Source organism: Micromonospora sp. NPDC020750 (assembly GCF_044334565.1).
In the GTDB taxonomy this organism is placed as follows: Bacteria; Actinomycetota; Actinomycetes; order Mycobacteriales; family Micromonosporaceae; genus Micromonospora.
This window is the reverse complement of record NZ_JBIRTH010000004.1, coordinates 153,098-177,822: the sequence shown is the minus strand read 5'-3', so window position 1 is coordinate 177,822 and position 24,725 is coordinate 153,098. Positions and strand designations below refer to the sequence as shown.

Sequence of the window (24,725 nt, the reverse complement as noted above, 5' to 3'; positions counted from 1 at the left end):
CGATCCCCACCTTCTCGAAGGCGCTCAGCCGCGGAAGGTGCGGTCCAGCAGGTCGAACAGGGCGGCCCAGTGCCGCTCGGCGGCCCGCTCGTCGTAGGCGGCGGTGTCGGCCATGGTGAACCCGTGGGCGGCGCCGACGTACAGCTCGGACCGGTGCCGGACCCCGGCCGCGTCGAGCGCCGCCTCCAGCGTCGCGACATGCTCGGGCGTCATGGACCGGTCCTGGTCGGCGTGGGCGAAGTACAGCTCGCCGGTCACCGAGCCGACGCCCAGGTGAGGGCTGTCCGGTGAGTCGGTGACGACCCGGCCGGCGTGGAAGCTGGCCATCGCCGCGATCCGGTCGGGATGCGCCTCGATGGCGCGCAGGGCGTTCGTACCGCCCATGCAGTAGCCGGTGACCACGACCGGGCCGGACGCGACGTCGTCCCGGGTGGCCAGGAAGTCCAGGTAGGCCGCCGCGTCCCCGGCCACCACCTCAGGGGTCAGCGCGGCGACGAGCGGCATGATCCGCTCGAAGGCCCGGCCGCGCTCCTCCGGGTCGTCCAGGCGGGAGAGGTCGAACAGCGGGGCCCGGCCGGCCCGGTGGAACAGGTTGGGCGCCAGCACGACGTGCCCCCGGGAGGCGATCCGCCCGGCCATCTCGACCAGCCGGGGTCGCAGGCCGAACGCGTCCATGAAGAACAGCACGGCCGGGAACGGTCCGTCGCCGTCCGGCCGGGCCAGGATCGCGTCGGCGACGCCGTCACCCACCGGCACGTCCACCGTCGTCGTGTGCGCCACGTCATCCTCCGTCGGGTCGTCGTCCGGCCCGCACCCTATCCGCCCGGCTGGCGGCCCCGGTTTCGGTGCCCGGCTCCCCCGGGTCGCGGCGCGGTCGGGGCGGCCGGTCGTCCCGGTCGATGCGCAGTTCCCGCTCCAGCTCGCCGATGACGGCCCGCAGGTCGTCCAGTCGCTGCGTGAGCGCGATCCGGTCCACCTCGTCGGGCACCCCGTCGCCGTCCTCGTCGTAGCCGGGCCCGAGCCGCTCGGTCATCTCCAGCCGACGGGCCTCCTCCATCGAGTTGACGATGACCGCGATCAGGATGTTGAGCAGCAGGTTCACGGTGATGATGACGTAGCTGACGTAGTAGACCAGGGTCCACGGGGACAGGGCCATGCCCTGCTCGACGAGGTCCGGCAGCGTCTCCAGGGACAGCAGCACGAACAGGGTCAGCAGCGACCGTCCGATGTCGCCGTACTGCTCCGGCTGGGCCTCGCCGAAGATGAGCCAGCCGGCCATCCCGTACACGTAGAGGGTCACCCCGGCCAGCGCGAGGAAACCGGCGACGCCGGGCAGGCTGCGCAACAGCGCCGCGACGATGGTGCGCAGCCCGGGCGAGAACCGCACCAACCGCAGCATCCGGGCGACCCGCACGACGCGCAGCAACGCGGAGTCGCCGTGCAGGCCGGGCAGGAAGATCGCGACTGTCACGACGAAGTCGAAGACGTTCCATCCGTGCCGGAAGAAGTCCTGCGGCCGGCGACCGTAGGCCAGCACCCGGACGGCGATCTCGGCGACGAAGGCGGCCCGGAAGACCCACTCCAGCCATTGCAGCACCGGCCGCGCCGGCCCCAGATCGGGGTACGTCTCGACGCCGAGCACCACCCCGTTGGCCATGATGAGCACGACGATGGCGACCTCGAAGAGCCGCGACCGGACGACCCGTAGGCACCACCCGGCCAGCCCTGGCGGCCCGGCCCGGCGCCCCGGTCGGTCCTCGGTCGACGCCGGCCAGGGTACGTCGAGCATGGCCCCACCCTACCGAGGGCACCGACCGGCGACGTCACGCGCCGGCCGGGCCGGGCGTACGCGAGCCGCGTCGCACGATGACCGCCACCGACGGGGTCAGACCCCGCCACGAGCGCGGAGCCTGACCCACCACAGGAGCACCGTCGGGATCAGCCCCAGGTTCCGGCGTACGCGAGCCGCCAGTGCTGGTTGGTTCCACCCCAACAGTCGCCCTGCACGACCCGGGCGGCGTGGGCGGTGCTGGCGTTCGCCACGTCCAGGCACTTGTCACTGTGTCGCGCCCGGATCTCGTAGAAGCCGTTGGAGAGCAGGACGAAACGCCAGTGCTGGTTCGTCCCGCCCCAGCAGTTGCCCTGCACGACCGGCGTGCCGTGGGCGGTGCTGGCGTTCGCCACGTCCAGGCACTTGTCACTGTGCTGCGCCCGGATCTCGTAGTAGCCGTTCCCGACCGCGATCCACCGCCAGTGCTGGTTCGTCCCGCCCCAACAGTTGCCCTGCACGATCGGCGTGAGGTGGGCGGTGCTGGCGTTCGCCACGTCCAGGCACTTCTCACTGTGCTGCGCGCGGAACTCGTAGTAGTCGATCGCCTGAGTTCCCAGTGCCGCACTCCCCCGAGCCTGCGGCGTGCCCGCGCCGGCCTGGGCTGCACCGGCGCCGAGCAGCAGCAGGCCGCTGGCCAGGAACACACCGAGCAGCGACTCCAGCGCGACACGCAGGGTCCCCCGGCGATCGCGTGACCTGCCGGGCAGGCTTCCCGACTGTGTCTTTCCGCTTACTTCGATCACTACAGCTCCTTGCCTGTTGTGGTAATCGGACGGTGACCAGGTCGATCCAGCATCGCGGCGGCCGGTGCTGTCCGGTGGTTTCCCGGACAGCACCGGGCAGAGTCGACTCGTCGCAGCGCCCCGGCCGGGAGCGTCGGCCGCGCGATCCGAGCGGTGGGCCGCGCCGCCTCGGGGCGCGGCTTCGGGCTCATGCATCACCCCGAGAGGGCCGCCGCCTACCCGGCCGGGTCGCGGTCGGCCGCCCGTCGGGCGGCGTTGCGGATGGCGCGCAGGCGTAACAGCACGTCGTCGCCGCCCCGGCCGAAGTGGTCGTGCAGCCGCCGGTACTCGGCGTACAGCGCGTCGTAGGCGCGGGCCCGCTCCGGGTCGGGCCGGTACACGTCGCGGTCGACCCGGCCCATCGCCGCCGAGGCGGCCGGCACGTCGGGGTACGCGCCGGCGGCGACCGCCGCGTGGATCGCCGAGCCCAGTGCCGGGCCCTGCGCGGAGCCGATGATGCCCAGCGGGCGCTTCGTGACGTCGGCGTAGATCTGCATCAACAGGGCGTTGGCGGTGAGCCCCCCGGCCACGATCAGCTCGTCGACCGGCACGCCCGCCTCGGCGTACGCCTCGATGATCATGCGGGTGCCGTACGCGGTGGACTCCAGCAGGGCACGGTAGACGTCCGGCGGCCGGGTGGCCAGGGTGAGCCCGACGATCAGCCCGCTGAGGTCGTGGTTGACCAACGGGGAGCGGTTGCCGTTCCACCAGTCCAGCGCCACCAGGCCGTGCGCGCCGACGGGCTGGGCGGCGGCGGCAGCGGTCAGCGCCTCGTGCGAGGCGTAGCCGGCGGGGGCGGCGTGCGCGACGTACCAGCCGAAGATGTCGCCGACGGCGCTCTGGCCGGCCTCGTAGCCCCAGGAGCCGGCGCTGATCCCGCCGTCCACGACGCCGCACATGCCGGCCACCTCGGCCGGCTCGGTGGCGTTGACCATGTGGCAGGCGGAGGTGCCCATGATGACGACCAGCCGGCCCGGGGCGAGGGCCCGCGCGGCGGCGGCGGTGACGTGGGCGTCGATGTTGCCGACCGCCACGGTGACGCCCTCGGGCAGGCCGGTCCACGCCGCGGCCCGCGCGGTCAGCCCGCCGGCCCGGGCGCCCAGCGGGGCGAGCGGACCATCGATCTTGGCGGCGAAGTCGGCGAAGCCGGGGTGCAGGGCGGTCAGGTAGTCCCGGGACGGGTACCGGCCGTCCTGGTAGAGGCCCTTGTAGCCGGCGCCGCACACGTTGCGGGTCTCGACGCCGCAGAGCTGCCAGACGATCCAGTCGGCGGCCTCGATCCACCGCTCGGCCCGGTGGTAGACCTCCGGGTCCTCCTCCAGCAGTTGCAGGCCCTTGGCGAACTGCCCCTCGGCGGAGATCTTCCCGCCGTAGCGGCCGATCCACGGCTCGCCGCGGGCGTGGGCCAGGGCGTTGATCCGGTCGGCCTGGGGCTGGGCGGCGTGGTGCTTCCACAGCTTGACCCAGGCGTGCGGGCGGGTGCGCAGCTCGGGCAGCTCACACAGCGGGGTGCCGTCGGCCAGGGTGGGCAGCACCGTGCAGGCCGTGAAGTCGATGCCGACGCCGACGACGCGACGTGGGTCGATGCCGCTGGCGGCCAGGGCGGCCGGGACCGCGTGTCGCAGCACGTCGCGGTAGTCCTGCGGGTCCTGCAGGGCCCAGTCCGCCGGCAGCGCCCGCCCGTCGACGGCGAGCGCCGAGTCCAGCACGCCGTGCCGGTAGTCGTGCACCGCCGTGCCCAGCTCGGCGCCGTCGCCGACGCGCACCACCAGCGCCCGACCCGACAGCGTGCCGTAGTCGACACCGACGACGTACCGGTCCCCTGGCCCTGGCGAAACGCTCATGACACCCTCCGCTCACCCGCTCGCGACATCTTCGGCAACGCTCGATCGGTCGCCGCCGTCCCTCGGCCCGAGACCCTCGGCCCGCGACGGAGCGTTCGCGTGGGTCATCGCATCGGCTGGCCGACGCGGGGTGCGATGAATCGCCGCAGCGGCAGGCCGATGAGCAGTGCGACCGCCACCAGGAGGCCGCTGACCCACACCGGGCCGAGGTCGCCAGCATCGGCCCCGAGGGTCGCTGCCGCAACGACGGGGCCGCCAGCAGCGCCGATGTTGAGCGCCGCGGTCGCATAGGACCCTCCCATGGTGGGGGCGCCCGCTGCCTCGTAGAGCACCCTGGCGATCAGGGTGCTGCCCAACGCGAAGGAGAGCGTGCCCTGCACGAACACGAGGAGCAGAAGCGCCACCGGCTGGGCGGCCAGGGTCGCCAACGCGACCCAGCCGAGCAACAGCAACGGGCCACCGACAGCGATCACGATGCCGGGACGCTGATCGGAGAGCCGTCCCGCGAGGGTGACGCCGACGAAGGACCCAACGCCAAAGAGCACCAGCGCGACCGAGACCCACAGCTCGCCCAGGCCGGCGGTGTCAGTCACGATCGGTGTCAGGAAGGTGAACGTGGCGAAGGTGGCAGCGTTGACCAGGGCACCGAGCAGCATGACCAGGAGCAGCCTGGGCATCGCGAGTTGGGCGATCTCGTGCCGAAGAGACAAGCCGGCCCGAGTGTCCCGAGGGGTCCTTCCGACACGGGCCGGGATGCCCTTCACGACGCCGAAGGCAGCGGGAAGGCAGAGCAGTGCGATCGCCCAGAAGGTCGCCCGCCAGCCGAGCAACGTGCCGAGCACCGCACCGCCGGGAACCCCGGCGATGGTGGCCACCGTCGTACCCGAGAGCAGCACCGCCAGCGCGCGCCCTTTCTGATCAGATGCGACGAGCGTGGCCGCCGTGCTCAGTGCCACAGCCAGGAAGCCCGCGTTGGCCAGGGCGGCGATCACCCGGGTGACAAACAGAACCGCGAAACTCGTGGTGAGGGCGCCTGCCACGTGGGCCACGGCGAAAACCAGCACGAAGCCCAGCAGGCTGGCCCGGGCGGGCCACCAGCGCGCAAGCGCCGCCATCAGCGGCGCACCGACGATCATCCCGGCAGCGAACGCCGAGGTCAGAAGCCCGGCGGCCCCGACCGACACGCCGAGGCTCGTGGCGATGTCCGGCACCAAGCCGGCGAGCATGAACTCCGAGGTGCCCATGGCGAAGACCGCCACGGCAAGCAGGTAGAGCGGCAGAGGCATCAAGAGCTCCGAGGTGAGCGGAAACGGGGAGACGTCTCGTCACCGCGGCCAGCACCCCAGGGGCGCGCGCGAATGTCCCATGCAGCGAGACTGCTGGGGAGCGGGCGATGAACTCAGTGGCTCAGGGGGCTGACGGCGTGACCGAAAGCCCCCACCTTGGATGCCTCAGGGCTCGACATGGCGCGAACACTACTCAAAACCACCGGTCAACACGCAACCGGTTTATGCCCCGGGGCGCGTGTCGTCAACCTCGCGCCGCACGACAGCGCTCGCATACATCGCCGTCAAGATGCTGGCCATCGAGTGTCCGCGGCCGGCCCCGGGCGACCGGAGCTTTCGGAGATGTTTCGGCTGCCGGGCGGTGGTGGAGGAGGAAACAGCCGCGACGACTGGACCGGCACCGGTTCCGGGAGGGCCGACCGCCGAAAGTTTCGGGATATGCTGCGGCCGGGCCGACCTCGTGAGGGAGATGTGATGGAGCAGCGGCGGGCGACGCTGGCGGAGATCGCGCACGCCGCCGGCGTGTCGGTCCCCACCGTCTCGAAGGTGCTCAACGGCCGACCCGACGTCGCGCCGGGCACCCGCCGGCGAGTGCAGACGCTGCTCGACGAGCGTGGCTACACCGCGCGCGGGTCCAGCCGGCCGGCTGCCCGGGCCGGGCTGATCGACCTGGTGCTGCGGGACCTGGGCAGCCCGTGGGCGATGCAGATCATCGACGGGGTGGAGGAGTTCGCCTACCGTGCCGGGTTCGGCGTGGTCGTCTCCGCGGTGCACGGCCGGCACCGCAACCGCCCCGACCGCCGGTGGACCGAGCAGCTCGCCGCCCGGCGCTGCGACGGCGTGCTCCTCGTGCTGTCCGACATCTCGACCGGCCAGCGCGGGCAGCTCGACGAGCTGGGCATCCCGGTGGTGATCATCGACCCGGCCGGGCAGCCCGAGGCGGACATCCCCTCCGTCGGCGCCACGAACTGGGCGGGCGGGCGGGCCGCCACCGAGCACCTGCTCGGCCTCGGGCACCAGCGGATCGCCGTGATCGGCGGGCCGGCCGCCGTGCCGTGCAGCCGGGCCCGGGTCGACGGGTACCGCGCCGCCATGGACGCCGCCGGGCGGCGGATCCCCGCCGGCTACGTCCGCGCCGGGGACTTCACCTCACCGTCGGGCTACCGGGAGACGAACGCCCTGCTCGACCTGACCCGGCCGCCCACCGCGATCTTCGCGTGCTCCGACGAGATGGCCTGGGGGGCGTACGAGGCCCTCTACGAGCGCGGGCTGCGAGTGCCCGACGACTTGAGCGTCGTCGGCTTCGACGACCTGGACGCCGCGCGGTGGGTGGTGCCGCCGCTCACCACCGTCCGCCAGCCGCTGACCGAGATGGCGGGGATGGCCGCCCGGATGCTGCTCAACCTGATGGACGGCGAGGAACTGGGCAGCCACCGCATCGAGCTCGCCACCCCGCTGATCGTCCGGCACAGCACGCGCGCCCACTGACCGCACCACGCCGCACGCATCACGCCGGACCGCAGGGCACCGCCCGGCACGGCACGCACCACACGGGACCGCAGGTACGGCATCGCCGCACCGCCGTACGACGCCGGCCGGCGTCCGCGGGTCGTCGAACCGGGCAGCGGGCTTCGCGGACTTCGATGTATCGACATGTTGCATGAAGGTTACGGACGCCTTTAAGCTGCCGTGGGAGCGCTCCCGAGGACTCCGCCGATCGGGCGGATGCGCGCGTAGGCACGTCCCGCACCACACCCCCACCGCCGGGGCGACCCCCGTCCCGGGCCCCGCCCCACCACCCCCGACGGAAGAGACGGTCCGATGAAGAGAGTCCCCCGCCCGTCCCGACGACACCTGGCCATGGCAGGCGCCGTCGGCGCGCTGACCCTGGGCGCGACGGCGGTCCTGCCGGCCACCAACGCCATCGCGGCCACCGGCTGCGCCGTCACCTACACGACCAACAGCTGGGCCGGCGGGTTCACCGCCTCGGTCACCATCAAGAACCTCGGGGCCGCGGTCAGCGGCTGGACCCTCGGCTTCAGCTTCCCCCACTCCGGGCAGCGGGTGGTGCAGGGCTGGTCGGCCACCTTCAACCAGACCGGCAGCGCCGTCACCGCCCAGAGCCTGAGCTACAACGGTTCGCTGGCCACCGGAGCGAGCACCAACATCGGCTTCAACGGCTCCTGGACGAGCAGCAACCCGGCGCCGACGTCGTTCACGCTCAACGGCACGGTGTGCACGGGCGGGACGACGCCCACCACCGCGCCGCCGCCGACCAGCACTCCCCCGCCGACGACGCCCCCGCCCACCACGCCGCCGCCGGGGGGCACGACGCCCGTGGCGATCAACGGCCAGCTCCGGGTGTGCGGGGTCAACCTGTGCAACCAGTACGGCAGGCCGATCCAGCTGCGGGGCATGAGCACCCACGGCCTCCAGTGGTTCTCCCAGTGCTACAACGACGCGTCCCTCGACGCGCTGTCCAAGGACTGGCTGGCCGACCTGCTGCGCGTCTCGATGTACGTGCAGGAGGACGGCTACGAGACCGACCCCGCCGGCTTCACCAACCGGGTCAACACGCTGGTCGACGAGGCCACCGAGCGCGGCATGTACGCGCTGATCGACTTCCACACGCTGACGCCCGGCGACCCGATGTTCAACCTGGCGCGGGCCAAGACGTTCTTCGCCGCCGTGTCGGCCCGGCACGCCAGCAAGAACAATGTCATCTACGAGATCACCAACGAGCCCAACGGCGTGAGCTGGTCGACCATCAAGAACTACGCCGAACAGGTCATCCCGGTCATCCGCGCCAACGACCCGGACGCGGTCATCGTCGTCGGCACCCGCGCCTGGTCCTCGCTCGGGGTGTCCGAGGGCGGCAACTCCACCGAGGTCGTCAACAACCCGGTGAACGCCGGCAACATCATGTACGCGTTCCACTTCTACGCCGCGTCGCACAGGGACAGCTACCGCGCCGAACTGGAGCGCGCCGCCGCCCGGCTGCCCATGTTCGTCACCGAGTTCGGCACCGTCACGTACACCGGTGGCGGCGCCGTGGACGCGGCCAGCAGCACCGCCTGGCTGGACCTGCTGGACCGGCTGAAGATCAGCTACGCCAACTGGACGTTCTCGGACGCCGACGAGGGCAGCGCCGCGTTCCGCCCGGGCACCTGCTACGGCGGGACGTACACCGGCCCCTCCGTGCTGACCGAGTCCGGCACCTTCATGCGCAACCGGATCCGCACCCCGGACAACTTCCCCACCAGCTGAGCCCGCCACCCGTACCCGGTGGGACCGCCCGCGCTCGGCGGCCCCACCGGGTACGTCGTAATCAGAGCGGCTGCACGAAGTACGGGGAGACGTCGAACCAGCCGTTACCGGCCGCGCCGCCCAGCCGGCCGCTGCTGGCGGTGGACAGGGTGTACCAGGAGTCCACGTAGTCCGGGTCGTCGGTGTACCAGGAGGTCGGGATGGCGTCGAGGATCGCGCTCACCAGCGGCTGGTACACCCCGCCGTCCACGATCACCAGCAGCGCGCCGACGATCGCCTGGACCAGGGCCTTGTAGTTGGTGTCGCCGTCGTCCTCCATCATCACCACGTCGGCCAGGTTGTACTTGTAGGCCGAGAAGTGCACCAGGAGCTGGTTCGGGCGGTAGGTGGTGCCGTCGTGGTCGAGGTAGGGCATCTGGACCAGGTCGACCGTGGGCTTGCCGTCGAGCCCGAACCCGGCCACGAGGCTGTAGATCTCGGCGTCGCCCTTGAGCCACGGCTCGTGGTCGTCGTTGAGCCGTACCGCGTCGACTTTCGTGGCCCAGTAGCCGGACGCCGCCGCGGTCCGCGCGGTGGTCGCCGCCCGCGCGGCGGCGGTGTCGGTGATGCCCCGGCGGGCCAGTTCCCCGCGCATCAGCTTCAGGCCGGCGGACAGCGCCCGGCCGGTGTCGACCTCCACCAGCAGCACCGGGCGGTCGGGAACCCGGGCGGCGTCCAGCAGCACCGGCCGGGCAGCCCGGTCGTAGGCGGTGACGCTCGTCAGTTCGTCGTCGGTGGGGGTCGCCGCCACCAGCGGAACCGCGCCCCGGGTCGCCGCGGCGCGCATGTCCGGGGTGGCCCAGCGCAGCCGCAGCAGCGACCCGGCCGTTGCCGGCAGGCCCTTGGCCGCGAGCACCCGCCGGTTCGCGGCCCGCGCCTCGGCGGGCAGGCCCGCTGCCGCGAGCGGGACGGCGAGCAGGTCGGCCGGGCCGTCGGCGGTGGCCGCGAGGACCGCCCGGGTCGCCGCCGGGTCGGCGAGGGCCCCGGCGAGCCGACGGGCCAGCCCGTCGGTGACCGAGAGGACGGCGCCGGCCGGGGCGGCGGCTGGCGCGGGGCCCCGGTGCTCGGGGAAGGCGTACGCGGGGGTGGCAACCGGGGTGGCCAGGACGGCCGCCGCGAGGCCGGCCGCAAGCGCGGCGCGGCGGAGGGTGGGAGTGTGCACGCGGGCTCCTCTGCATGGTCCGACCGCCGGCTCGTGGCGACGGTGCAGAGAAGATATACATCCAGACCGTTGCACTTATCAATGTCATGGGTCGGCCCGCATCGCGCGGACGGCCTCCCCCGCGTACAGGCAGGCGGCCTCGTGCCCGGCGGCGACCTCGACCAGCGCCGGGTCGGTCTCGGCGCAGTCGGGGCGGGCCTGCGGGCACCGGGTCCGGAACCGGCAGCCGCTCGGCGGGTCGACCGGGCTCGGGATGTCGCCGCTGAGGATGATCCGCCGGCGGTGCCGCTCCACCTTCGGGTCGGCCACGGGGATGGCCGACAGCAGCGCGGCGGTGTACGGGTGGGCGGGCTCCCCGTACAGCTGCGCCGGCGTGCCGGTCTCCACGATCCGGCCCAGGTACATCACGGCGACCCGGTCGCTCATGTGCTCGACGGCGGCCAGGTCGTGCGCGATGAACAGGTAGGTCAGCCCGAGGTCGCGCTGCAGCCCGCGCAACAGGTTCATGATCTGCGCCTGCACGCTCAGGTCGAGCGAGGCGATCGGCTCGTCGAGGACGATCAGGTCGGGTTCCCCGGCCAACGCCCGGGCGATGCCGACCCGCTGGCGCTGCCCGCCGGAGAGCTCGTGGGGATGCCGGCCGGCGAGGTCGGCGCGCAGGCCGACCATCTCCAGCAGCTCCGCGACCCGCCGGCGGCGGGCGTCCGCGGAGTCGACGAGCCGGTGCACCACCAAGGGCTCGGCGATGCTCGCGCCGATCGTGAGCCGTGGGTCCAGCGACGCCTGCGGGTCCTGGAACACCATGGCCACCCGGCGGCGCAGGCCACGCAACTGGCGGCGGGACCACCACGTCACGTCCCGGCCACCGACCCGGACCGACCCGCAGGTCGCGTCGACCAGGCGCAGCAGCGCCAGGCCGGCGGTCGACTTGCCGCTGCCCGACTCGCCGACCAGCCCGAGCGTCTCGCCCCGCCGGATGTGCAGCGACACCCCGTCGACGGCGCGGACGGCGGTGCCACCGGGCGCGGGGAACCACACCCTGAGCTTGTCGAGCTCGGCGACGGGCTCGCCCGGACCGGCGGCGGGAAGGGGTACGCCCCGGGCGGTGTCGGCGGTCATGCGTCCTCCGAGAGCGGGTAGAAGGTGCGCACCCGGTGACCGGGGGCGACCGGGACCAGGGGCGGCAGCTCGTGCTCGCAGCGGGCGTCGCCGCGAACCGGGCAGCGGGGCCAGAAGGCGCAGCCGGCGGGCAGCTCGAGAGGGCTCGGCGGCGACCCCTGGATCGCCGGCAGGTCCCCGTCCCGAAGGCCAGGGCCGGGCCGGGCCGCCAGCAGCGCCCGGGTGTACGGGTGCGACGGCGCGTCGAACACGGCGTCGACCGGCCCCTGCTCGACGATCCGCCCCCCGTACATGACGGCGACGGTGTCGGCGACCCCGGCGACCACGCCGAGGTCGTGGGTGATCCAGACGACGGCGGTGCCGAGCCGGTGGCGCAGGTCGGTGACGAGCTCGACGATCTGCGCCTGGGTGGTGACGTCCAGCGCGGTGGTCGGCTCGTCGGCGATGAGCAGGGCCGGCTCGCAGGCCAGGGCCATCGCGATGACGACCCGTTGCCGCATCCCGCCGGAGAACTGGTGCGGGTACGCGTCCACGCGCTGCCGCGGCGACGGGATGCCGACCATGTCGAGCAGTTCCACGGCCCGCTCCCGGGCCTGGCGGCGGGTCATGCCCAGGTGCTCCTCGCAGGCCTCGGAGACCTGCCTGCCCACGGTCAGCACCGGGTTGAGCGAGGTCATCGGGTCCTGGAAGACGAAGCCGACCTGCCGGCCGCGCAGCCGGCGGCGGCGCGGCTCGGGCAACGCGGTCAACTCCCCTCCGAGCAGCCGGACCCGGCCGGTGACCCGGGCCGTGCGGGGGGCCAGCCCGGTGGCGGCCAGCACGGTCATGCTCTTGCCGCTGCCGGACTCGCCGACCAGGGCGAGAGTCTGCCCGGCCCGCACCGACCAGCTCACACCGGCGACCGCCCGCGCCGGGCCCCGGCGGGTGCCGAGCGTCACCGTCAGGTCCTCGATGGCCAGCACCGGCTCGGCGTCGGTCACGGCGCCGGGGTCGCGGTGGGCCGCCCCGGGATCACGGCCGGACTGTGCCGGGGTGCCCGTGCGTTCGCTCATGCCCCGCTCCTTCTCGCCTCGCCGACGGTGAGCTGACGCGGGTCCAGCACGTCCCGCAGCGCGTCGCCGACCAGGTTGAAGGCGAGCACGGTGAGGAAGATGGCGGCGCCGGGGAAGACGCCGAGCCACCACGCCTCGGTGACGAACCCGCGTCCGTCGTAGAGCATCCGGCCCCACGCCGGGTCCGGCGGCTGGATGCCGAGGCCGAGGAAGGACAGGGCCGCCTCGGACAGGATGGCGAAGGCCAGGGACAGCGACGTCTGCACGATCAGCGGCGCGGCGATGTTGGGCAGCACGTGGCGGCGGAGGATCCGGGCGTCCGACGCCCCGATCGACACGGCCGCCCGGACGAAGACCTGCTCCCGCACCGAGAGCACGCCCGCGCGGGTGACCCGGGCGAAGATCGGGGTGTAGACCACCCCGATGGCGACCATCGCGGTGAGCAGGCCCGGCCCCAGCACGGCGACGATCGCGACGGCGAGCAGCAGCACCGGGAACGCGAACAGCACGTCCATGCCGCGCATCAGGACGTTGTCCACCCAGCCCCGGTACCAGCCGGCGAGCAGCCCGACGGTGACCCCGACCAGCAGCGCGATGCCGACGCTGACCAGGCCCACCTGCAACGACACGCGGGCGGCCACGAGCACCCGGCTGAGCACGTCCCGGCCCAGCTCGTCGGTGCCGAACGGGTGGTCGAGGCTGGGCGGGCGGAGCATCCCGTCGACGTCGACGTCGTTGACCCCGTCCGGCGCCAGCCACCGGCCGGCCACCCCGACCACGAGCAGCAGGAGCAGGACGACGGTGCCGACGACGGCCGGTGGGTCGTGCCGCAGCGCGGACAGCGCCCGGCGCAGCGTGCCGTCCCCCGGGCCGCTCCCCCGGCCGCTCACCGGACGCCGATCCGCGGGTCGAGGCGGGCGTAGAGGACGTCCACCAGCAGGTTCATCAGCAGGAACAGGGCGGCAACGAACAGCACCGCGCCCTGGAGCACCGGGTAGTCACGGGCCTGGACGGCGTCGTAGGTGAGCCGCCCGACGCCCGGCCAGGCGAACAGCACCTCGATCACGATCACCCCGCCGATCAGGCTGGCAAACTGCACCGCCACCACGGTGACCACGGGGATCAGCGCGTTGCGCAGCACGTGCCGGACGACCACGACCCGGGAACGCAGCCCCTTGGCCTCGGCGGTGCGCACGTAGTCCTCGGAGAGCACCTCCAGCACCGAGGAGCGGATGAACCGGGTGAGGATCGAGGCGGTGACCAGCCCGACCGCCGCGGCCGGAAGGAGCACGTGGGACGCCCACCCCGCCGGGTCCTCGGTCAGCGCCACGTACCCCGACGGCGGCAGCCAGCCGAGCACCCCGGCGAAGAGCAGGATGCCCATGATGCCCATCCAGAAGTCGGGCACCGACACCCCGAACTGGCTGAACACCCGGGCGGCGTGGTCGAGGGCCGAGCCGCTGCGCACGGCGGAGAGCACCCCCAGCGGGAAGGCGACCAGCAGGGCGAGCAGCACGGCGGTCACCGCCAGGGACAGCGTGGCCGGCAGCCGCTCCAGCACGATGGTGGTGACGGGCTGGCCGCTGCGGAAGCTGACCCCGAGATCGCCGGTCAGCGCGTGGCCGACGTAGCTGACGTACTGCGCGACGAGCGGCCGGTCGAGCCCGGACCGCTCCCGCAGCGCGTCGTAGGTCTGCTGGTCGAAGCGGGTGCCGAGGGCGACCCGGACGGGATCGCCCGGCACCAGTTGGAGCAGGAGGAAGACGACGAGCGTCACCCCCAGCAGGACGACGACCGACTGGAGCAGCCGGCGGAGGACGAAGCGTGCCACGCGAGGCTCCCGTCAGCTCACCGGTCGAGGCCGACGTCGCGGAACCGGACGGCCCGGTCGGAGCGGACCTGATACCCGGTCACCTGCTTCGACCAGCCCTGCACCACCTCGGGGTTGTACAGGTAGAGGTAGCTGGCGTCGTCGACGATCTGCTTCGCGGCCTGGTCGTACGTCCGCTTGCGGGCCGCCGGGTCGGTCTGGGTCCGGCCGGCGTCGAGGAGCTTGTCGACGGCCGGGTTGCTGTACCTGTGGAAGTTGAACGTCGCGCCGGTGCGGTGCTGGGCGTAGTAGAACTCGTCCGGGTCGATGTTGCCGAGCCAGCCCAGCATGAACGCGTCGAAGTTGCTCCTGCCCTGCTCGTCGAGCCACTGGGCGAAGTCGAGGGTGCGGATCTTGACGGTGATCCCGACGTCCTTGAGCTGGGCGGCGATCACCTGGGCGGCGGCAACCGTCTCCGGGTACTCGTTGGTCACCATCAGGTCCATGGTCAGCCCGCGCACGCCGGCCTGCCCGAGCAGCTGCCGGGCCTGGGCCGGGTCGTGCCGGTACGGCGCGTACTCGTGGTACCAGGAGCTGCCCTCGGGGATGGCGGTCTGGTTCGGCTTCGCCAGACCGAACTTGGCCGCCTTGGTGATCGCCTCGCGGTCCAGGGCGAAGGCGACCGCCCGGCGCACGTTCACGTCGTCGTACGGCTTGCGGCCCTGGTTGAGCGCCAGGTACCAGTAGTCGGTGGAGGGCCTCGACTCGACGGCGACGCCGCCGCCTTCCTCCTTCAGCGCCGCAACCTGCTGGGGCGGGAGGTTGTCGGTCCACTGGACCTCGCCGCCGCGCAGGTTCTGCAGCGCCACGGTGGGGTCCTTGACGAAGGTGAAGGTGACCCCGTCGAGCTTGGGCCGGCCGCCCCAGTAGGCGTCGTTACGGACCAGCTTGACGCTGTCGCCGGAGGTGTAACCAGCCACCGCGAACGGCCCGCTGCCGACCGGCTTGGTCTTGACCGCCCCGGACTCCACGTTGGACTTCTCGACGATCGCGACGCCCTTGAAGCCGCCGAGGTTGGCCAGCAGGTTCGGGGTGGGCTTGGTGAGCGTGACGACCACGGTGGTCGGGGCCGGCGCGGCCACCGACTTCACGGTCTCGAACTTGTACGCCTGGTTCAGCTTCTCGGAGATGATCCGGTTGTACGAGTACGCGACGTCCTCCGAGGTCAGCGGCGATCCGTCGGAGAACTTGACCCCCTCGCGGAGGGTGAAGGTCCAGGTGAGCTGGTCGTCGCTGGTGGTCCACCCCGTCGCCAGCGACGGGCCCATGCGCAGGTCCGCGCCCGGCTCGACCAGGGTGTCGTAGACGTTCTCCAGCACCTGGAAGCTGTAGTAGGCCGAGGTCCTGTGCGGGTCGAGCTGGTCCGGTTCCCCGCCGATGGCCGCGGCGAGCGTCCCCCCGGCGCCCCCGCCGCCCGGGTCACCGGCGCCGCCGACGTCGACGCTCTCGCCGGAGCTGCACCCGGCTGTCGCAGTGAGCGCGAGCGCGAGTGCCGCGCCGGCCAGCCTGGATCTGGTCATGGACCGGTCCCCTCCCCTGGTGAGCGGGGCGGGCCCCGCGGCCGTCGAGCGCCGCGATCCGTCCCGTCCACTTTCGACGGCTTCCCACCACCATGCCCGCCCCGGCCCGAATGCGAAACCTGAGGCGAGGAAACCAGGGGGCGACGGGAGCCCCTGCGGCGGCGTCACCGCCGCGAGCCCCGCCGATCCCGGCGGCCCTCGGTTTTGTCACGCAACTGTCATACGACTGGGAGATCCCCTCCAAAACCACGTAGCAGGGTTGCGGTTGCCCAGACGCCGCGGCGGCCCCGTGCCGCCGCCAGGCGGTGACCGACGGGTCCGGGCCGGGTCGGTCGGTGTCACACCGATGCCCGGCCGACGTCCTCCGGGGCCCGACCGCGGCAGCGGACAACGAGAGGAATCCGGGATGACCGTCGTACCGGACGATCGCCTGATGACGCTGATCTGCGACGACTGCGGCGACACCACCACCGGTCACGCCTGTGTGCTGCCCGACGCCGAGGTCGTCTGGACACTGGTGTCCGAGCACGGCTGGAGCGGCTCACCCTTCGCGGTCGGCCCGCACCGCTGCCCGCCGTGCAGCATCGCCGGCCCGGAGGGCGGCCCCCGCTGGGCCGGCCCGGCCCTCGGTCTGGACCACGTCGACGACTGCGACGAGGTCACGGGCCGGGACGAGGGCGCCCTGCGCGCCGCGCTCGACGACAGGGTCGAGTTCGACGGGCGGGCCGTCGTGGACCTGCACGGCGTGGAGCAGATCGACCCGGCCGGGCTGGGCCTGCTGGTGCGCGCGCACCAGCAGGCCAGGAACCGGGGCGTCGTGCTGTGCCTCGCCGCCCCGTCCCGGTTCGTCCGCACCGTGCTGCACACGATGCGACTGGACGGCGTCTTCCCGGTCTTCGACACCCGGCGCGAGGCCCTGCTGGACCGACCCCGGCCCGTTCGTACCCCCGGGCGGTGAACCCCGGCCCGCCCGGCGCCGGGGTGACCACCGGACCGGGCGGGTGTGGATCCGGCCGGTTCAGCGGCCGTCGGGCCGCCCGGGCTCCGGCTGGTAGACGTCGGGCACCCCGTCGCGGTCGAGGTCGACGTTCTCGGCCTCGTGCACCTGCCGGTACAGCCGGCTGCGCCCGCGCAGGATCACCGTGGCCAGGACGGCGGAGACCAGGGAGCCGGTGAGCACCGCCACCTTGACGTGGCCGTCGCGCTCGCTGCCGAGCCCGAAGGCCAACTCCCCGATCAGCAGCGAAACGGTGAACCCGATCCCGCCCAGCAGCGCCAGGCCGAGAACATCGAGCCAGTTCAGTCCCTCGTCGAGGTCGGCCCGGGTGAACCGGGAGACCAGCCAGGTGGCCAGCACGATGCCGATCGGCTTGCCGAGCACCAGGCCGACCACGACGCCGACCGCCGCCCGGTCGGTCAGGGCGGTGGCCAGCCCGGCGAGGCCGCCGATGGTGACACCGGCGGACAGGAACGCGAAGACCGGCACCGCGACGCCGGCGGAGAGCGGACGGAACCGGTGCTCGAATTGCTCGGCCAGGCCCGGACCGGCGTCCGGGCCGCCGGCGGCCCGGCTGCGGAGGACCGGCACGGTGAAGGCCAGCAGCACACCGGCGACGGTGGCGTGCACCCCGGAGGCGTGCACCAGGGCCCAGGTCGCCGCCGCCAACGGCAGCAGCAGCCACCAGGAGCGCACCCGGCGCCGCACCAGCAGGGCGAAGGCCGCCAGCGGGACCAGTGCGCCCAGCAGTGGCCCGACGGCCAGGTCGGAGGTGTAGAACACGGCGATGATGACGATGGCCAGCAGGTCGTCGACCACGGCGAGGGTGAGCAGGAACGTGCGCAGCGCCGCGGGCAGGAACCGCCCGACCACGGCGAGCACGGCCAGCGCGAAGGCGATGTCGGTCGCGGTCGGGATCGCCCAGCCCTTCACCGCGTCGGCGTCGGCGATCAGGGAGTAGAGGACTGCCGGCACGAGCACCCCGCCTGCGGCGGCGGCCACCGGCACCGCGGCCCTGCGCGGGTCGCGCAGGTCACCGGCGACGAACTCGCGCTTGAGCTCCAGCCCTGCGACGAAGAAGAAGATCGCCAGCAGGCCGTCGGCGGCCCAGGTGGCGAGGCTGAGGTCCAGGTGCAGCGCCGCCGGGCCGAACCGGAGGTCCCGCAGCGCCTGGTATCCGTTGGACCAGGGCGAATTCGACCAGATCAGGGCCAGCAGGGCCCCGGCGAGCAGGAGCGCCCCGCCGACGGTCTCCTTGCGCAGGATGGCCGAGATGCGACTGGTCTCACCCCACGAGCGTCGGGCGAACAGGCTGGTACGGCGCCGGGGGGCGTCGGTCACGGGATCTCCTCGTCGGCAGGGGTCGCGTCATCCATCGCCGACCAGACTTCCCGGCACACCAGGATGCCAACGTTAGCCGGCACGCGGGCCGGACCGCAGCGGGGGAAGGCTCACCCGTCGGCGCCGGCCGACCGGCCCGCCCCGCCGGGGGCAGGGGCGCGGACATCGGGCACGGGTGCGGATGACACCGCTACCCCGTTCGCGAGGTTGCCAGACGGGCACAGGCTATCCATACTGATGGATGTTCCTGAGCCGGACATGATCGGGCGCCGGGCAGCCTCGATCGGCAACCCTGTCGCATTCGCATTCTCCGGAGGAACCCGTCCATGAGAGCGAAGATCAGATTGCTGTGCGCCGCCCTGGCGGCCGCCGCGGTGACCGCGCTGACGGCGCTGGCCGTCCCCACCCCCGCGTCGGCCGCGGCTCTGACCGAGGTCACCGGCTTCGGCACCAACCCGAGCAACCTGCGCATGTACCTGTACGTTCCGGACAACGTCGCGCCCCGACCGGCGCTGGTGGTCGCGGTGCACTACTGCACCGGCACCGGCCCGGCCATGTACTCCGGCACCCAGTTCGCCGCCCTGGCCGACCGGTACGGCTACATCGTGGTCTACCCGTCCGTGACCCGGAGCAGCCAGTGCTTCGACGTCGCCTCACCCCAGGCGCTGCGCCGCGACGGTGGCAGCGACCCGGTGGGCATCAAGTCGATGATCGACTACGTCCGGCAGCGCTACCCCGTCGACCCGAACCGGATCTTCGCCACCGGCGTCTCCTCCGGGGCGATGATGACCAACGTCCTGCTCGGCCTCTACCCCGACGTGTTCGCCGCCGGCGCGGCGTTCGCCGGTGTTCCGTTCGCCTGCTTCGCCACCACGAACGGCTCGGAATGGAACAGCGAGTGCGCCAACGGGCAGCTCACCAGGACGCCGCAGGCGTGGGGCGACCTGGTCCGCAACGCCTACCCCGGGTACACCGGCAAGCGGCCCCGGATGCAGCTCTGGCACGGCACGAACGACGAGGTCCTGCGCTACCCCAACTTCGGGGAGGAGGTCAAGCAGTGGACCAACGTGCACGGGCTGAGCCAGACCCCGACGTACACCGACACCCCGCAGTCCGGCCACACCCGCACCCGGTACGGCGGCAGCGGCCCCACCGCGCCGGTCGAGGCCATCAGCATGAGCGGCGTGTCGCACAACCTCCCCGTGGACGCCGCCCAGGCCATCCGCTTCTTCGGCCTCGACAGCACCACCCCGCCGCCGACCACCGCCCCACCGACCACGCCGCCGCCCACCACCCCGCCCCCGACCACGCCGCCGCCCGGCGGGGCCTGCCGGATCGGGTACGCGGTCAACGCGTGGAACAGCGGCCTGACCGCCTCCGTCACCATCACCAACACCGGCAGCGCCGCGGTCAACGGCTGGACCCTGGCGTTCACCCTGCCCGGCGGACAGACCATCACCAACGGCTGGAACGCGTCCTACTCCCCCGGCAGCGGGGCGGTGACCGCCCGTAACGTCTCCTACAACGGCGCCATCGCGCCGAACGCCTCGGTCGACATCGGCTTCCAGGCGACCCACACCGGCAACACCGCGAAGCCGACCTCGTTCACCCTCAACGGGGCGGCCTGCGCCGTCGCCTGACCGTCCGCGCGGGCAGCGGTGGGCGTCGGGGACGTCGACGCCCACCGCCACCCCACCCGCAGATTCCGGGGATGCCCACTGGGCGTCGGTGAGGTCGGGTCCTGCTACCGGCTCAGCTCCGGGACATGATTGCCGTCGCGCTTCATCCAGGCAAAGATCCATGGATGCCTACGAGCGTATCCACTGACCGGCTCCACGACCTACGGACCCGCACGGCCGAGATGGTGGGGCAACTCGGCCGTCTGGTCTCGGTCGAGACGCCGTCCACCGACCTGTCGGCCTGCCAGGCCGGGGCGGAGACGGTGTCCGGTATCGCCGAGGAGATCATCGGCGTGCCCGCGGATTCCGTCGAGGTCGACGGACGGACCCACCTGCGATGGCGCTGGCCCGCCGCATCGGGCCAGCCGACCGTCGCCCTGATCGGCCACTACGACACCGTCTGGCCGTTGGGCACTCTGGACCGCTGGCCGTTCACCCTCGACGACGCGGCCGGGACCGCCACAGGCCCCGGCTGCTTCGACATGAAGGCCGGGATCGTGCAGCTCTTCCACGCCGTGGCTACGCTGCCGGATCGCGCCGGGCTGGAGATCCTGCTGACCTGCGACGAGGAGATCGGCTCTCCCACCAGCCGGAAGCTCGTGCAGGAGACGGCCCACCGCTGCGACGCCGCTCTCATCCTCGAACCGTCCGTCGACGGAGCGGTGAAGACGAGTCGCAAGGGGATCGGCCGGTACCGCTTCGACGTGCACGGACGCGCCGCCCATGCCGGGCTGGACCCGGAGCTCGGCCGCAACGCGCTGACCGTGCTGGGTCGCCTGCTGCTCGACGTCGGGGAACTCGCCCGGCCCGACCTCGGCACGATCGTCACGCCGACCATGGCCGGTGGCGGCACCGCCGGCAACGTGGTGCCCGCGCACGCCTGGCTGGGGGTCGACGTCCGGGTCGCCGTCGAGAGCGAGGCGGAGCGCGTGGACGGGGAACTGCGCTCCCTCAAGCCCATCCTGCCCGACGTGTTCGTCGAACTCGCCGGTGGGGCGAGCCGGCCACCGCTGCCGGCGTCCTCCACCGCGGCCCTGTTCGCGCGGGCTGTGGCCCTCGCGCCGGCGCTGGGCCTCGGTCCGCTGCGGGGCGCCGACGTGGGTGGCGGGTCCGACGGCAACTTCACCGCGGCCGTGGGCTGTCCCACGCTCGACGGTCTCGGCGCCGTCGGGGACGGCGCGCACTCCGAGGGCGAACACGTCGTCGTCGCGGCCATGCCGGAGCGGGCGGCGCTGGTGGCGGAACTGATCGAGGACATCCGCCGGAACCAGAACGGGGGTCCACAGGACCGCTGAAGGGTCTCTGAACACGGCGGCGGGCCACTTGCCGCCGCTGGTGTCCTCCTGTCGGTGGCCGTCGCCGTGGCGGCCTGCGCCGGTGGGTTGATCGGTGCGCTGACCGGGACGGTCTCCGTGCTGGCGGCCGCCGGGTTGGTCGGGCTGGCCCTGGCCGCGGGCCGCCTCGCAGCCGGACTCGCCGTCCGCCGCTCCGGCACCGACCACGTCCTCCTGCTGGTAGCGCAGGGGCACGCAGATCAGGGGTGCCTGTTCGTCAGTGGCGGTCGGCGTACGCCCGGACCTTGGCCCGGTTGCCGCAGACGGCCATGCTGCACCAGCGCCGCCGGCCCCGGGGGTCGAGGAACAGCCACCCGCAGTCGGCCCCGGGGCAGGCGCGGACGTGAGCCCGTGCCGGCGTGCAGAGCAGGTCCGCGGCGGACCGGGCGCACGCGAGCAGCGGCAGGTCGAGGGTGTTGTCCGGAGAGAGGGTCCAGGACGCGACGCCGTCGGCGCCCGCCGTCAGACGTGCGGCGGCGGCGGCGCGCCGGGCCTGGGCCGCGACGGCGCGGAACGCCCCGGCGTCGCCCGGGTCGAGAAGGAGGGTACGCAGCGAGGTGCGGAAGGACCGCGCCGCGGCCAGGGCGCGCTCGGCCGTGGCGGGCTCCCGACGCGCGGCGGCGCGCAGCCGCCGTACGGTGGGCACGTCGAGCAGCGAGGCGTGCCCGGCCCAGGTGGCGAGGTGGTCGTAGCCGCGCAGCCATTCCCGTTGCGGGCCGGGGGGATGGCCCCAACCCGCCCAGGTGTTGCAGAGCTCCAGCCCCGGGTGACCGGCGAGCAGCACTGGCATCCGGAGGCCGTCGACATCGGTCCAATGCACGACACCAGTATGCCTTGACCGGCCGTCCACTAACCAGACATTGTCAACACACCGGTTAACTCGACGAGAATGGTTAGGTGAGGCATGTTGCTGTCCAAGGTCGCATCCCCGGGCCTACGGGTCATGCTGGCGCTAGCCGCGGTGGCGGTGGCCATCCCCGCGCCCGCCATGGCAGCCGGCACCGAACGTTCCGCCCAACGGTCACGCCAGCCCGAGCCCTGGCGGCCCTGGACGCAGGAGGAGTGGACCGCGCCGGCCGGCCGGTACTGCGCGTTTCCGCTGCGGGTCCAGGTGGTCTCACAGGACGTCCGGGTCCGGGTGGTCGACCGGTATCCCGACGGGGCCGTCAGGCGAGAGGAGTTCGCCGGTCCGCTCGTGGTCGATTTCGTCGACGTCGCCACGGGACGGATGACGCGCCGGGACGCGGGCGGGTCCGGCGCGGCCGACTACCGCCCGGACGGCGGGTGGCTGCGGTACACCATCGTCGGCCCCGCGGGCTTCGGTTTCCGGGCCGGGGACCACTATCCGCAGGGTTACTACCTGCTCGACGGGCTGCACGTCATCACGTTCGACGCCGCCGGAACCCGCCGGATGGCGGTCGCCGTCGGTAGGCAGGACAACGTCTGCCAGACGCTCGCCGGCCCGGCCTGACCGGCCGGGTCAGGTGGACGGCAAGGTGGTTCCGGCGATCGTGTCGGGCGCGGCAGGGGCTGGTCCGGCCGCCGGGACCGGTCCCCGGGGCCGGATCGTGGCGTGGGCGGTGTTGACCGGTACCAGCGGGTTGACCGCCGCCTCCGTGGTGGCCTGGTGTGTGGCGGCACCGCCCTGGCACCCGTGGATGCTCTACACGCTGGTGGACCTCGTGGTCGGCGCGGTCTACGGCGTGGTCGCCTGGCTGACCCTGCTGCGCCGTACCCATCTGGCCTCCTGGATCATGGCCGCGGCGGGCGTCGGCGGGTCGCTGTCGGCGGCGACGGCCTGCTGGAGCATGGTGGTGTACCGCTGGCCCGACCTGTGGATGACCGGGCAGCTCGCCGGCGTCGCGTACTGGGCCTGGGTGCCCGGCTTCTACGCCCTCGTGGTGTTGCTGCCCTGGCTCCTGCCGGTACGGCCGCTCGATCGGAGCACCCGGGTCGCCATCGGCGCCGGCGCCGTCCTCATCGTGGTCGCGCAGGCGTGCGCCCTCACCCTGCCCGGTGGCCTGCACGCGATCCCGCTCACCGACGACACCCTCGTCGCGGCCCGCGCGGCGGTCGATCCCTGGGTGGAGCCCGCGCTCGTCGTGCTCGGCGTCGCCGCCGCCGTCGGCGTGCTGGCCCGCCGCCGTACCCTGCCGCGGCAGCAGCGGCACGGCCTCGGTTGGCTCGCCATCGGCACCCTGCTGCTGGCGGCGGCCTTCCTGCCGCTCGCGCTGAACCCCGCCTTCCACGTCGCCGTCCCGGTGCCGTTCGCCCCGCTGCTCATGCTCGGTGCCCAGGCTTTCTTCCCCGCCTCCGTGCTGGTCGTGGTGCTGCGTCAACGGCTGTGGGGCCTGGAGTTGACCATCCGCCGGACCCTGGTCTGGGCGTTGATGACCGGGCTGGTGATCGGCGCGTACGTCGTGGGTGTGCTGCTGCTCGGCACGGTCATGCCGGCGACCTCGGCGGTGCCCGAGGCCGTGGTGACCGTGCTGCTCACCGCCGGGTTCCAACCCGCGCGCGCGTGGGTGCAAGGCAGGGTGGACCGGCTGGTGTACGGCGACGACGGGCCACGCCTGATCCGGCAGGTCGCCGACCGGCTGCGCGCGGCGGAGCCCAGCGCCCGGATGCTCGACGCGGTGGCGGACGGCATCGCCGACTCGTTGCGGCTGGCCTCGGCCACGATAACCCTGACGGGAGTCCCGCCCGTACCGCCGCGCCGCGCCCCGGCCTGGGAAGGGCCGTCGGCGCGCGGGCCGGCCCTGGTGGTGTGTCTGGACGGCGGGAACGGGTCGGTGGGAGAGCTGTGGGCCTGGCCGCGCCCCGGTGAGCGGCTCGACGGGCGGACCGCCGCGCTGCTGCACGACCTGGCGCCGGTCGTCACCGCGCTCGCCCTGCTCGCCCTCGCCCAGCGCGACCTGGACCGTTCCCGGGTGCGGCTGGCGCAGAGCAGGGACGAGGAGCGCCGCAAGCTACGCCGTGACCTGCACGACGACCTGGGGCCGGCGATCAGCGGAGTCGGGCTCGCACTCACCGCGGGCCGCAACATGCTGCGCCCGCACCGCCACCTGTCCGAGATCGCGGCGGCCGACGACCTCCTCGGACGGCTCGTCGCCGAGATGGACCGCCAGGCCGCGGGAGTCCGGGAGATCGCCCGGGACCTCGTGCCGCCACCGCTGGAGGGCGGCGGGCTACGGCCGGCGCTGTACCGGCTGCGGGAACGCTACGCCGATGCCGGGTTGACGGTGCTGGTGCGGGCGCCCGACGTGGCGCTTCCCGACACCGTGGCGATCGCGGTGTACGGCATCGTGGGCGAGGCCGTGCGCAACGTGCGCCGGCACGCCGGTGTGAACCGGTGCGTCATCGACGTCTCCGTGGCACCGGACAGCCTGGTCGTGTGCGTCACGGACGAGGGGGTGGGCATCCCCGCCCCGCTGGTCGCCGGCGTCGGCACCGCGTCGATGCGGGAACGCGCGGAGGGCATCGGGGCCGCGCTCACCATCGCGCGGGCGGATCCCGCCCACGCCCGCCCCGGCACCACCGTCCAACTCGTGCTGCCCGTCCCGGCGCTCGTGGCCCGCTGATTCATCCCGGCGGTGCCAGAC

19 protein-coding genes and 1 pseudogene are annotated in these 24,725 nt (G+C 73.2%); 7 read left to right on the top strand and 13 right to left on the bottom strand.

The features are described 5' to 3' along the window. Window positions 1-24: 24 nt before the first annotated feature. The 5 genes and pseudogenes from ACH4T9_RS14685 to ACH4T9_RS14665 form a co-directional block, all read right to left on the bottom strand. Window positions 25-780, bottom strand: coding sequence for a dienelactone hydrolase family protein (locus ACH4T9_RS14685; RefSeq protein WP_396672896.1), 756 nt, complete (start codon window positions 778-780; stop codon window positions 25-27). A gap of 1 nt (window position 781) precedes the next feature. Next, the gene (locus tag ACH4T9_RS14680; protein ID WP_396672897.1) at window positions 782-1,789 is read right to left on the bottom strand and encodes an ion transporter; all 1,008 of its coding nucleotides are present in this window, start codon (window positions 1,787-1,789) and stop codon (window positions 782-784) included. Window positions 1,790-1,938: 149 nt separating this feature from the next. Continuing rightward, window positions 1,939-2,574: an RICIN domain-containing protein gene (locus ACH4T9_RS14675; RefSeq protein ID WP_396672898.1), complete on the bottom strand. Its 636-nt coding sequence runs from the start codon at window positions 2,572-2,574 to the stop codon at window positions 1,939-1,941. Between the two features lie 215 nt (window positions 2,575-2,789). Next, entirely contained in the window at window positions 2,790-4,457 is a 1,668-nt protein-coding gene (gene araB / locus ACH4T9_RS14670) for a ribulokinase (protein ID WP_396672899.1), read from the bottom strand. A 102-nt stretch (window positions 4,458-4,559) separates the two neighbouring features. Then, window positions 4,560-5,743: pseudogene (locus ACH4T9_RS14665) on the bottom strand (Cmx/CmrA family chloramphenicol efflux MFS transporter); the annotation flags it as partial. A 474-nt stretch (window positions 5,744-6,217) separates the two neighbouring features. Here ACH4T9_RS14665 and ACH4T9_RS14660 point away from each other — a divergent pair. Beyond that, window positions 6,218-7,231 carry a LacI family DNA-binding transcriptional regulator gene (locus ACH4T9_RS14660; protein WP_396672900.1) on the top strand — a complete coding sequence of 338 codons (1,014 nt, stop codon included), beginning with the start codon at window positions 6,218-6,220 and terminating at the stop codon, window positions 7,229-7,231. 333 nt (window positions 7,232-7,564) lie between these two features. Then, window positions 7,565-9,010, top strand: coding sequence for a cellulase family glycosylhydrolase (locus ACH4T9_RS14655; protein ID WP_396672901.1), 1,446 nt, complete (start codon window positions 7,565-7,567; stop codon window positions 9,008-9,010). A gap of 61 nt (window positions 9,011-9,071) precedes the next feature. Here the strand turns inward: ACH4T9_RS14655 and ACH4T9_RS14650 are convergent, their stop codons facing one another. The 6 genes from ACH4T9_RS14650 to ACH4T9_RS14625 form a co-directional block, all read right to left on the bottom strand. Further along, window positions 9,072-10,211 (bottom strand): DUF3103 family protein, encoded by a 1,140-nt coding sequence (locus ACH4T9_RS14650; protein WP_396672902.1) that lies wholly within the window; start codon window positions 10,209-10,211, stop codon window positions 9,072-9,074. Between the two features lie 84 nt (window positions 10,212-10,295). Beyond that, window positions 10,296-11,330, bottom strand: a complete 1,035-nt coding sequence (locus ACH4T9_RS14645) for an ABC transporter ATP-binding protein (RefSeq protein WP_396672903.1) — start codon at window positions 11,328-11,330, stop codon at window positions 10,296-10,298. Then, window positions 11,327-12,310, bottom strand: a complete 984-nt coding sequence (locus tag ACH4T9_RS14640) for an ABC transporter ATP-binding protein (RefSeq protein WP_396673059.1) — start codon at window positions 12,308-12,310, stop codon at window positions 11,327-11,329. Before ACH4T9_RS14640 ends, ACH4T9_RS14645 begins: the two co-directional genes overlap by 4 nt. A 68-nt stretch (window positions 12,311-12,378) precedes the next feature. Next, window positions 12,379-13,272: an ABC transporter permease gene (locus ACH4T9_RS14635; protein WP_396672904.1), complete on the bottom strand. Its 894-nt coding sequence runs from the start codon at window positions 13,270-13,272 to the stop codon at window positions 12,379-12,381. After that, complete coding sequence (locus ACH4T9_RS14630; RefSeq protein WP_396672905.1) at window positions 13,269-14,213, bottom strand: ABC transporter permease; 945 nt, start codon at window positions 14,211-14,213, stop codon at window positions 13,269-13,271. Before ACH4T9_RS14630 ends, ACH4T9_RS14635 begins: the two co-directional genes overlap by 4 nt. Window positions 14,214-14,230: 17 nt before the next feature. Then, window positions 14,231-15,772: an ABC transporter substrate-binding protein gene (locus ACH4T9_RS14625; protein WP_396672906.1), complete on the bottom strand. Its 1,542-nt coding sequence runs from the start codon at window positions 15,770-15,772 to the stop codon at window positions 14,231-14,233. 406 nt (window positions 15,773-16,178) lie between these two features. On the opposite strand from ACH4T9_RS14625, the gene ACH4T9_RS14620 reads away from it, so the two are divergent. Further along, entirely contained in the window at window positions 16,179-16,730 is a 552-nt protein-coding gene (locus ACH4T9_RS14620) for an STAS domain-containing protein (RefSeq protein WP_396672907.1), read from the top strand. A 60-nt stretch (window positions 16,731-16,790) separates the two neighbouring features. Here the strand turns inward: ACH4T9_RS14620 and nhaA are convergent, their stop codons facing one another. Then, window positions 16,791-18,110, bottom strand: a complete 1,320-nt coding sequence (gene nhaA, locus ACH4T9_RS14615; protein WP_396672908.1) for a Na+/H+ antiporter NhaA — start codon at window positions 18,108-18,110, stop codon at window positions 16,791-16,793. A gap of 326 nt (window positions 18,111-18,436) precedes the next feature. Here nhaA and ACH4T9_RS14610 point away from each other — a divergent pair, with 326 nt between their 5' ends. After that, the gene (locus ACH4T9_RS14610) at window positions 18,437-19,750 is read left to right on the top strand and encodes a PHB depolymerase family esterase (RefSeq protein WP_396672909.1); all 1,314 of its coding nucleotides are present in this window, start codon (window positions 18,437-18,439) and stop codon (window positions 19,748-19,750) included. Window positions 19,751-19,914: 164 nt separating this feature from the next. Beyond that, entirely contained in the window at window positions 19,915-21,084 is a 1,170-nt protein-coding gene (locus tag ACH4T9_RS14605) for a M20 family metallopeptidase (RefSeq protein WP_396672910.1), read from the top strand. Window positions 21,085-21,340: 256 nt separating this feature from the next. Here the strand turns inward: ACH4T9_RS14605 and ACH4T9_RS14600 are convergent, their stop codons facing one another. Then, the gene (locus ACH4T9_RS14600; protein WP_396672911.1) at window positions 21,341-21,943 is read right to left on the bottom strand and encodes a CGNR zinc finger domain-containing protein; all 603 of its coding nucleotides are present in this window, start codon (window positions 21,941-21,943) and stop codon (window positions 21,341-21,343) included. An 84-nt stretch (window positions 21,944-22,027) separates the two neighbouring features. Between ACH4T9_RS14600 and ACH4T9_RS14595 the strand changes: the two genes are divergently transcribed. Together ACH4T9_RS14595 and ACH4T9_RS14590 are read left to right on the top strand one after the other, a co-directional pair. Beyond that, window positions 22,028-22,594, top strand: a complete 567-nt coding sequence (locus tag ACH4T9_RS14595) for a hypothetical protein (RefSeq protein WP_396672912.1) — start codon at window positions 22,028-22,030, stop codon at window positions 22,592-22,594. A 109-nt stretch (window positions 22,595-22,703) separates the two neighbouring features. Continuing rightward, complete coding sequence (locus ACH4T9_RS14590; protein WP_396672913.1) at window positions 22,704-24,704, top strand: sensor histidine kinase; 2,001 nt, start codon at window positions 22,704-22,706, stop codon at window positions 24,702-24,704. The last annotated feature ends 21 nt before the right edge of the window (window positions 24,705-24,725 follow it).

Coding starts and splice junctions, on each gene's coding strand:
- ACH4T9_RS14625 (WP_396672906.1), bottom strand. CDS start 15,772: ATGACCAGATCCAGGCTGGCCGGCGCGGCACTCGCGCTCGCGCTCACT.
- ACH4T9_RS14680 (WP_396672897.1), bottom strand. CDS start 1,789: ATGCTCGACGTACCCTGGCCGGCGTCGACCGAGGACCGACCGGGGCGC.
- ACH4T9_RS14645 (WP_396672903.1), bottom strand. CDS start 11,330: ATGACCGCCGACACCGCCCGGGGCGTACCCCTTCCCGCCGCCGGTCCG.
- ACH4T9_RS14595 (WP_396672912.1), top strand. CDS start 22,028: ATGTTGCTGTCCAAGGTCGCATCCCCGGGCCTACGGGTCATGCTGGCG.
- araB (WP_396672899.1), bottom strand. CDS start 4,457: ATGAGCGTTTCGCCAGGGCCAGGGGACCGGTACGTCGTCGGTGTCGAC.
- ACH4T9_RS14620 (WP_396672907.1), top strand. CDS start 16,179: ATGACCGTCGTACCGGACGATCGCCTGATGACGCTGATCTGCGACGAC.
- ACH4T9_RS14605 (WP_396672910.1), top strand. CDS start 19,915: ATGCCTACGAGCGTATCCACTGACCGGCTCCACGACCTACGGACCCGC.
- ACH4T9_RS14610 (WP_396672909.1), top strand. CDS start 18,437: ATGAGAGCGAAGATCAGATTGCTGTGCGCCGCCCTGGCGGCCGCCGCG.
- ACH4T9_RS14655 (WP_396672901.1), top strand. CDS start 7,565: ATGAAGAGAGTCCCCCGCCCGTCCCGACGACACCTGGCCATGGCAGGC.
- ACH4T9_RS14660 (WP_396672900.1), top strand. CDS start 6,218: ATGGAGCAGCGGCGGGCGACGCTGGCGGAGATCGCGCACGCCGCCGGC.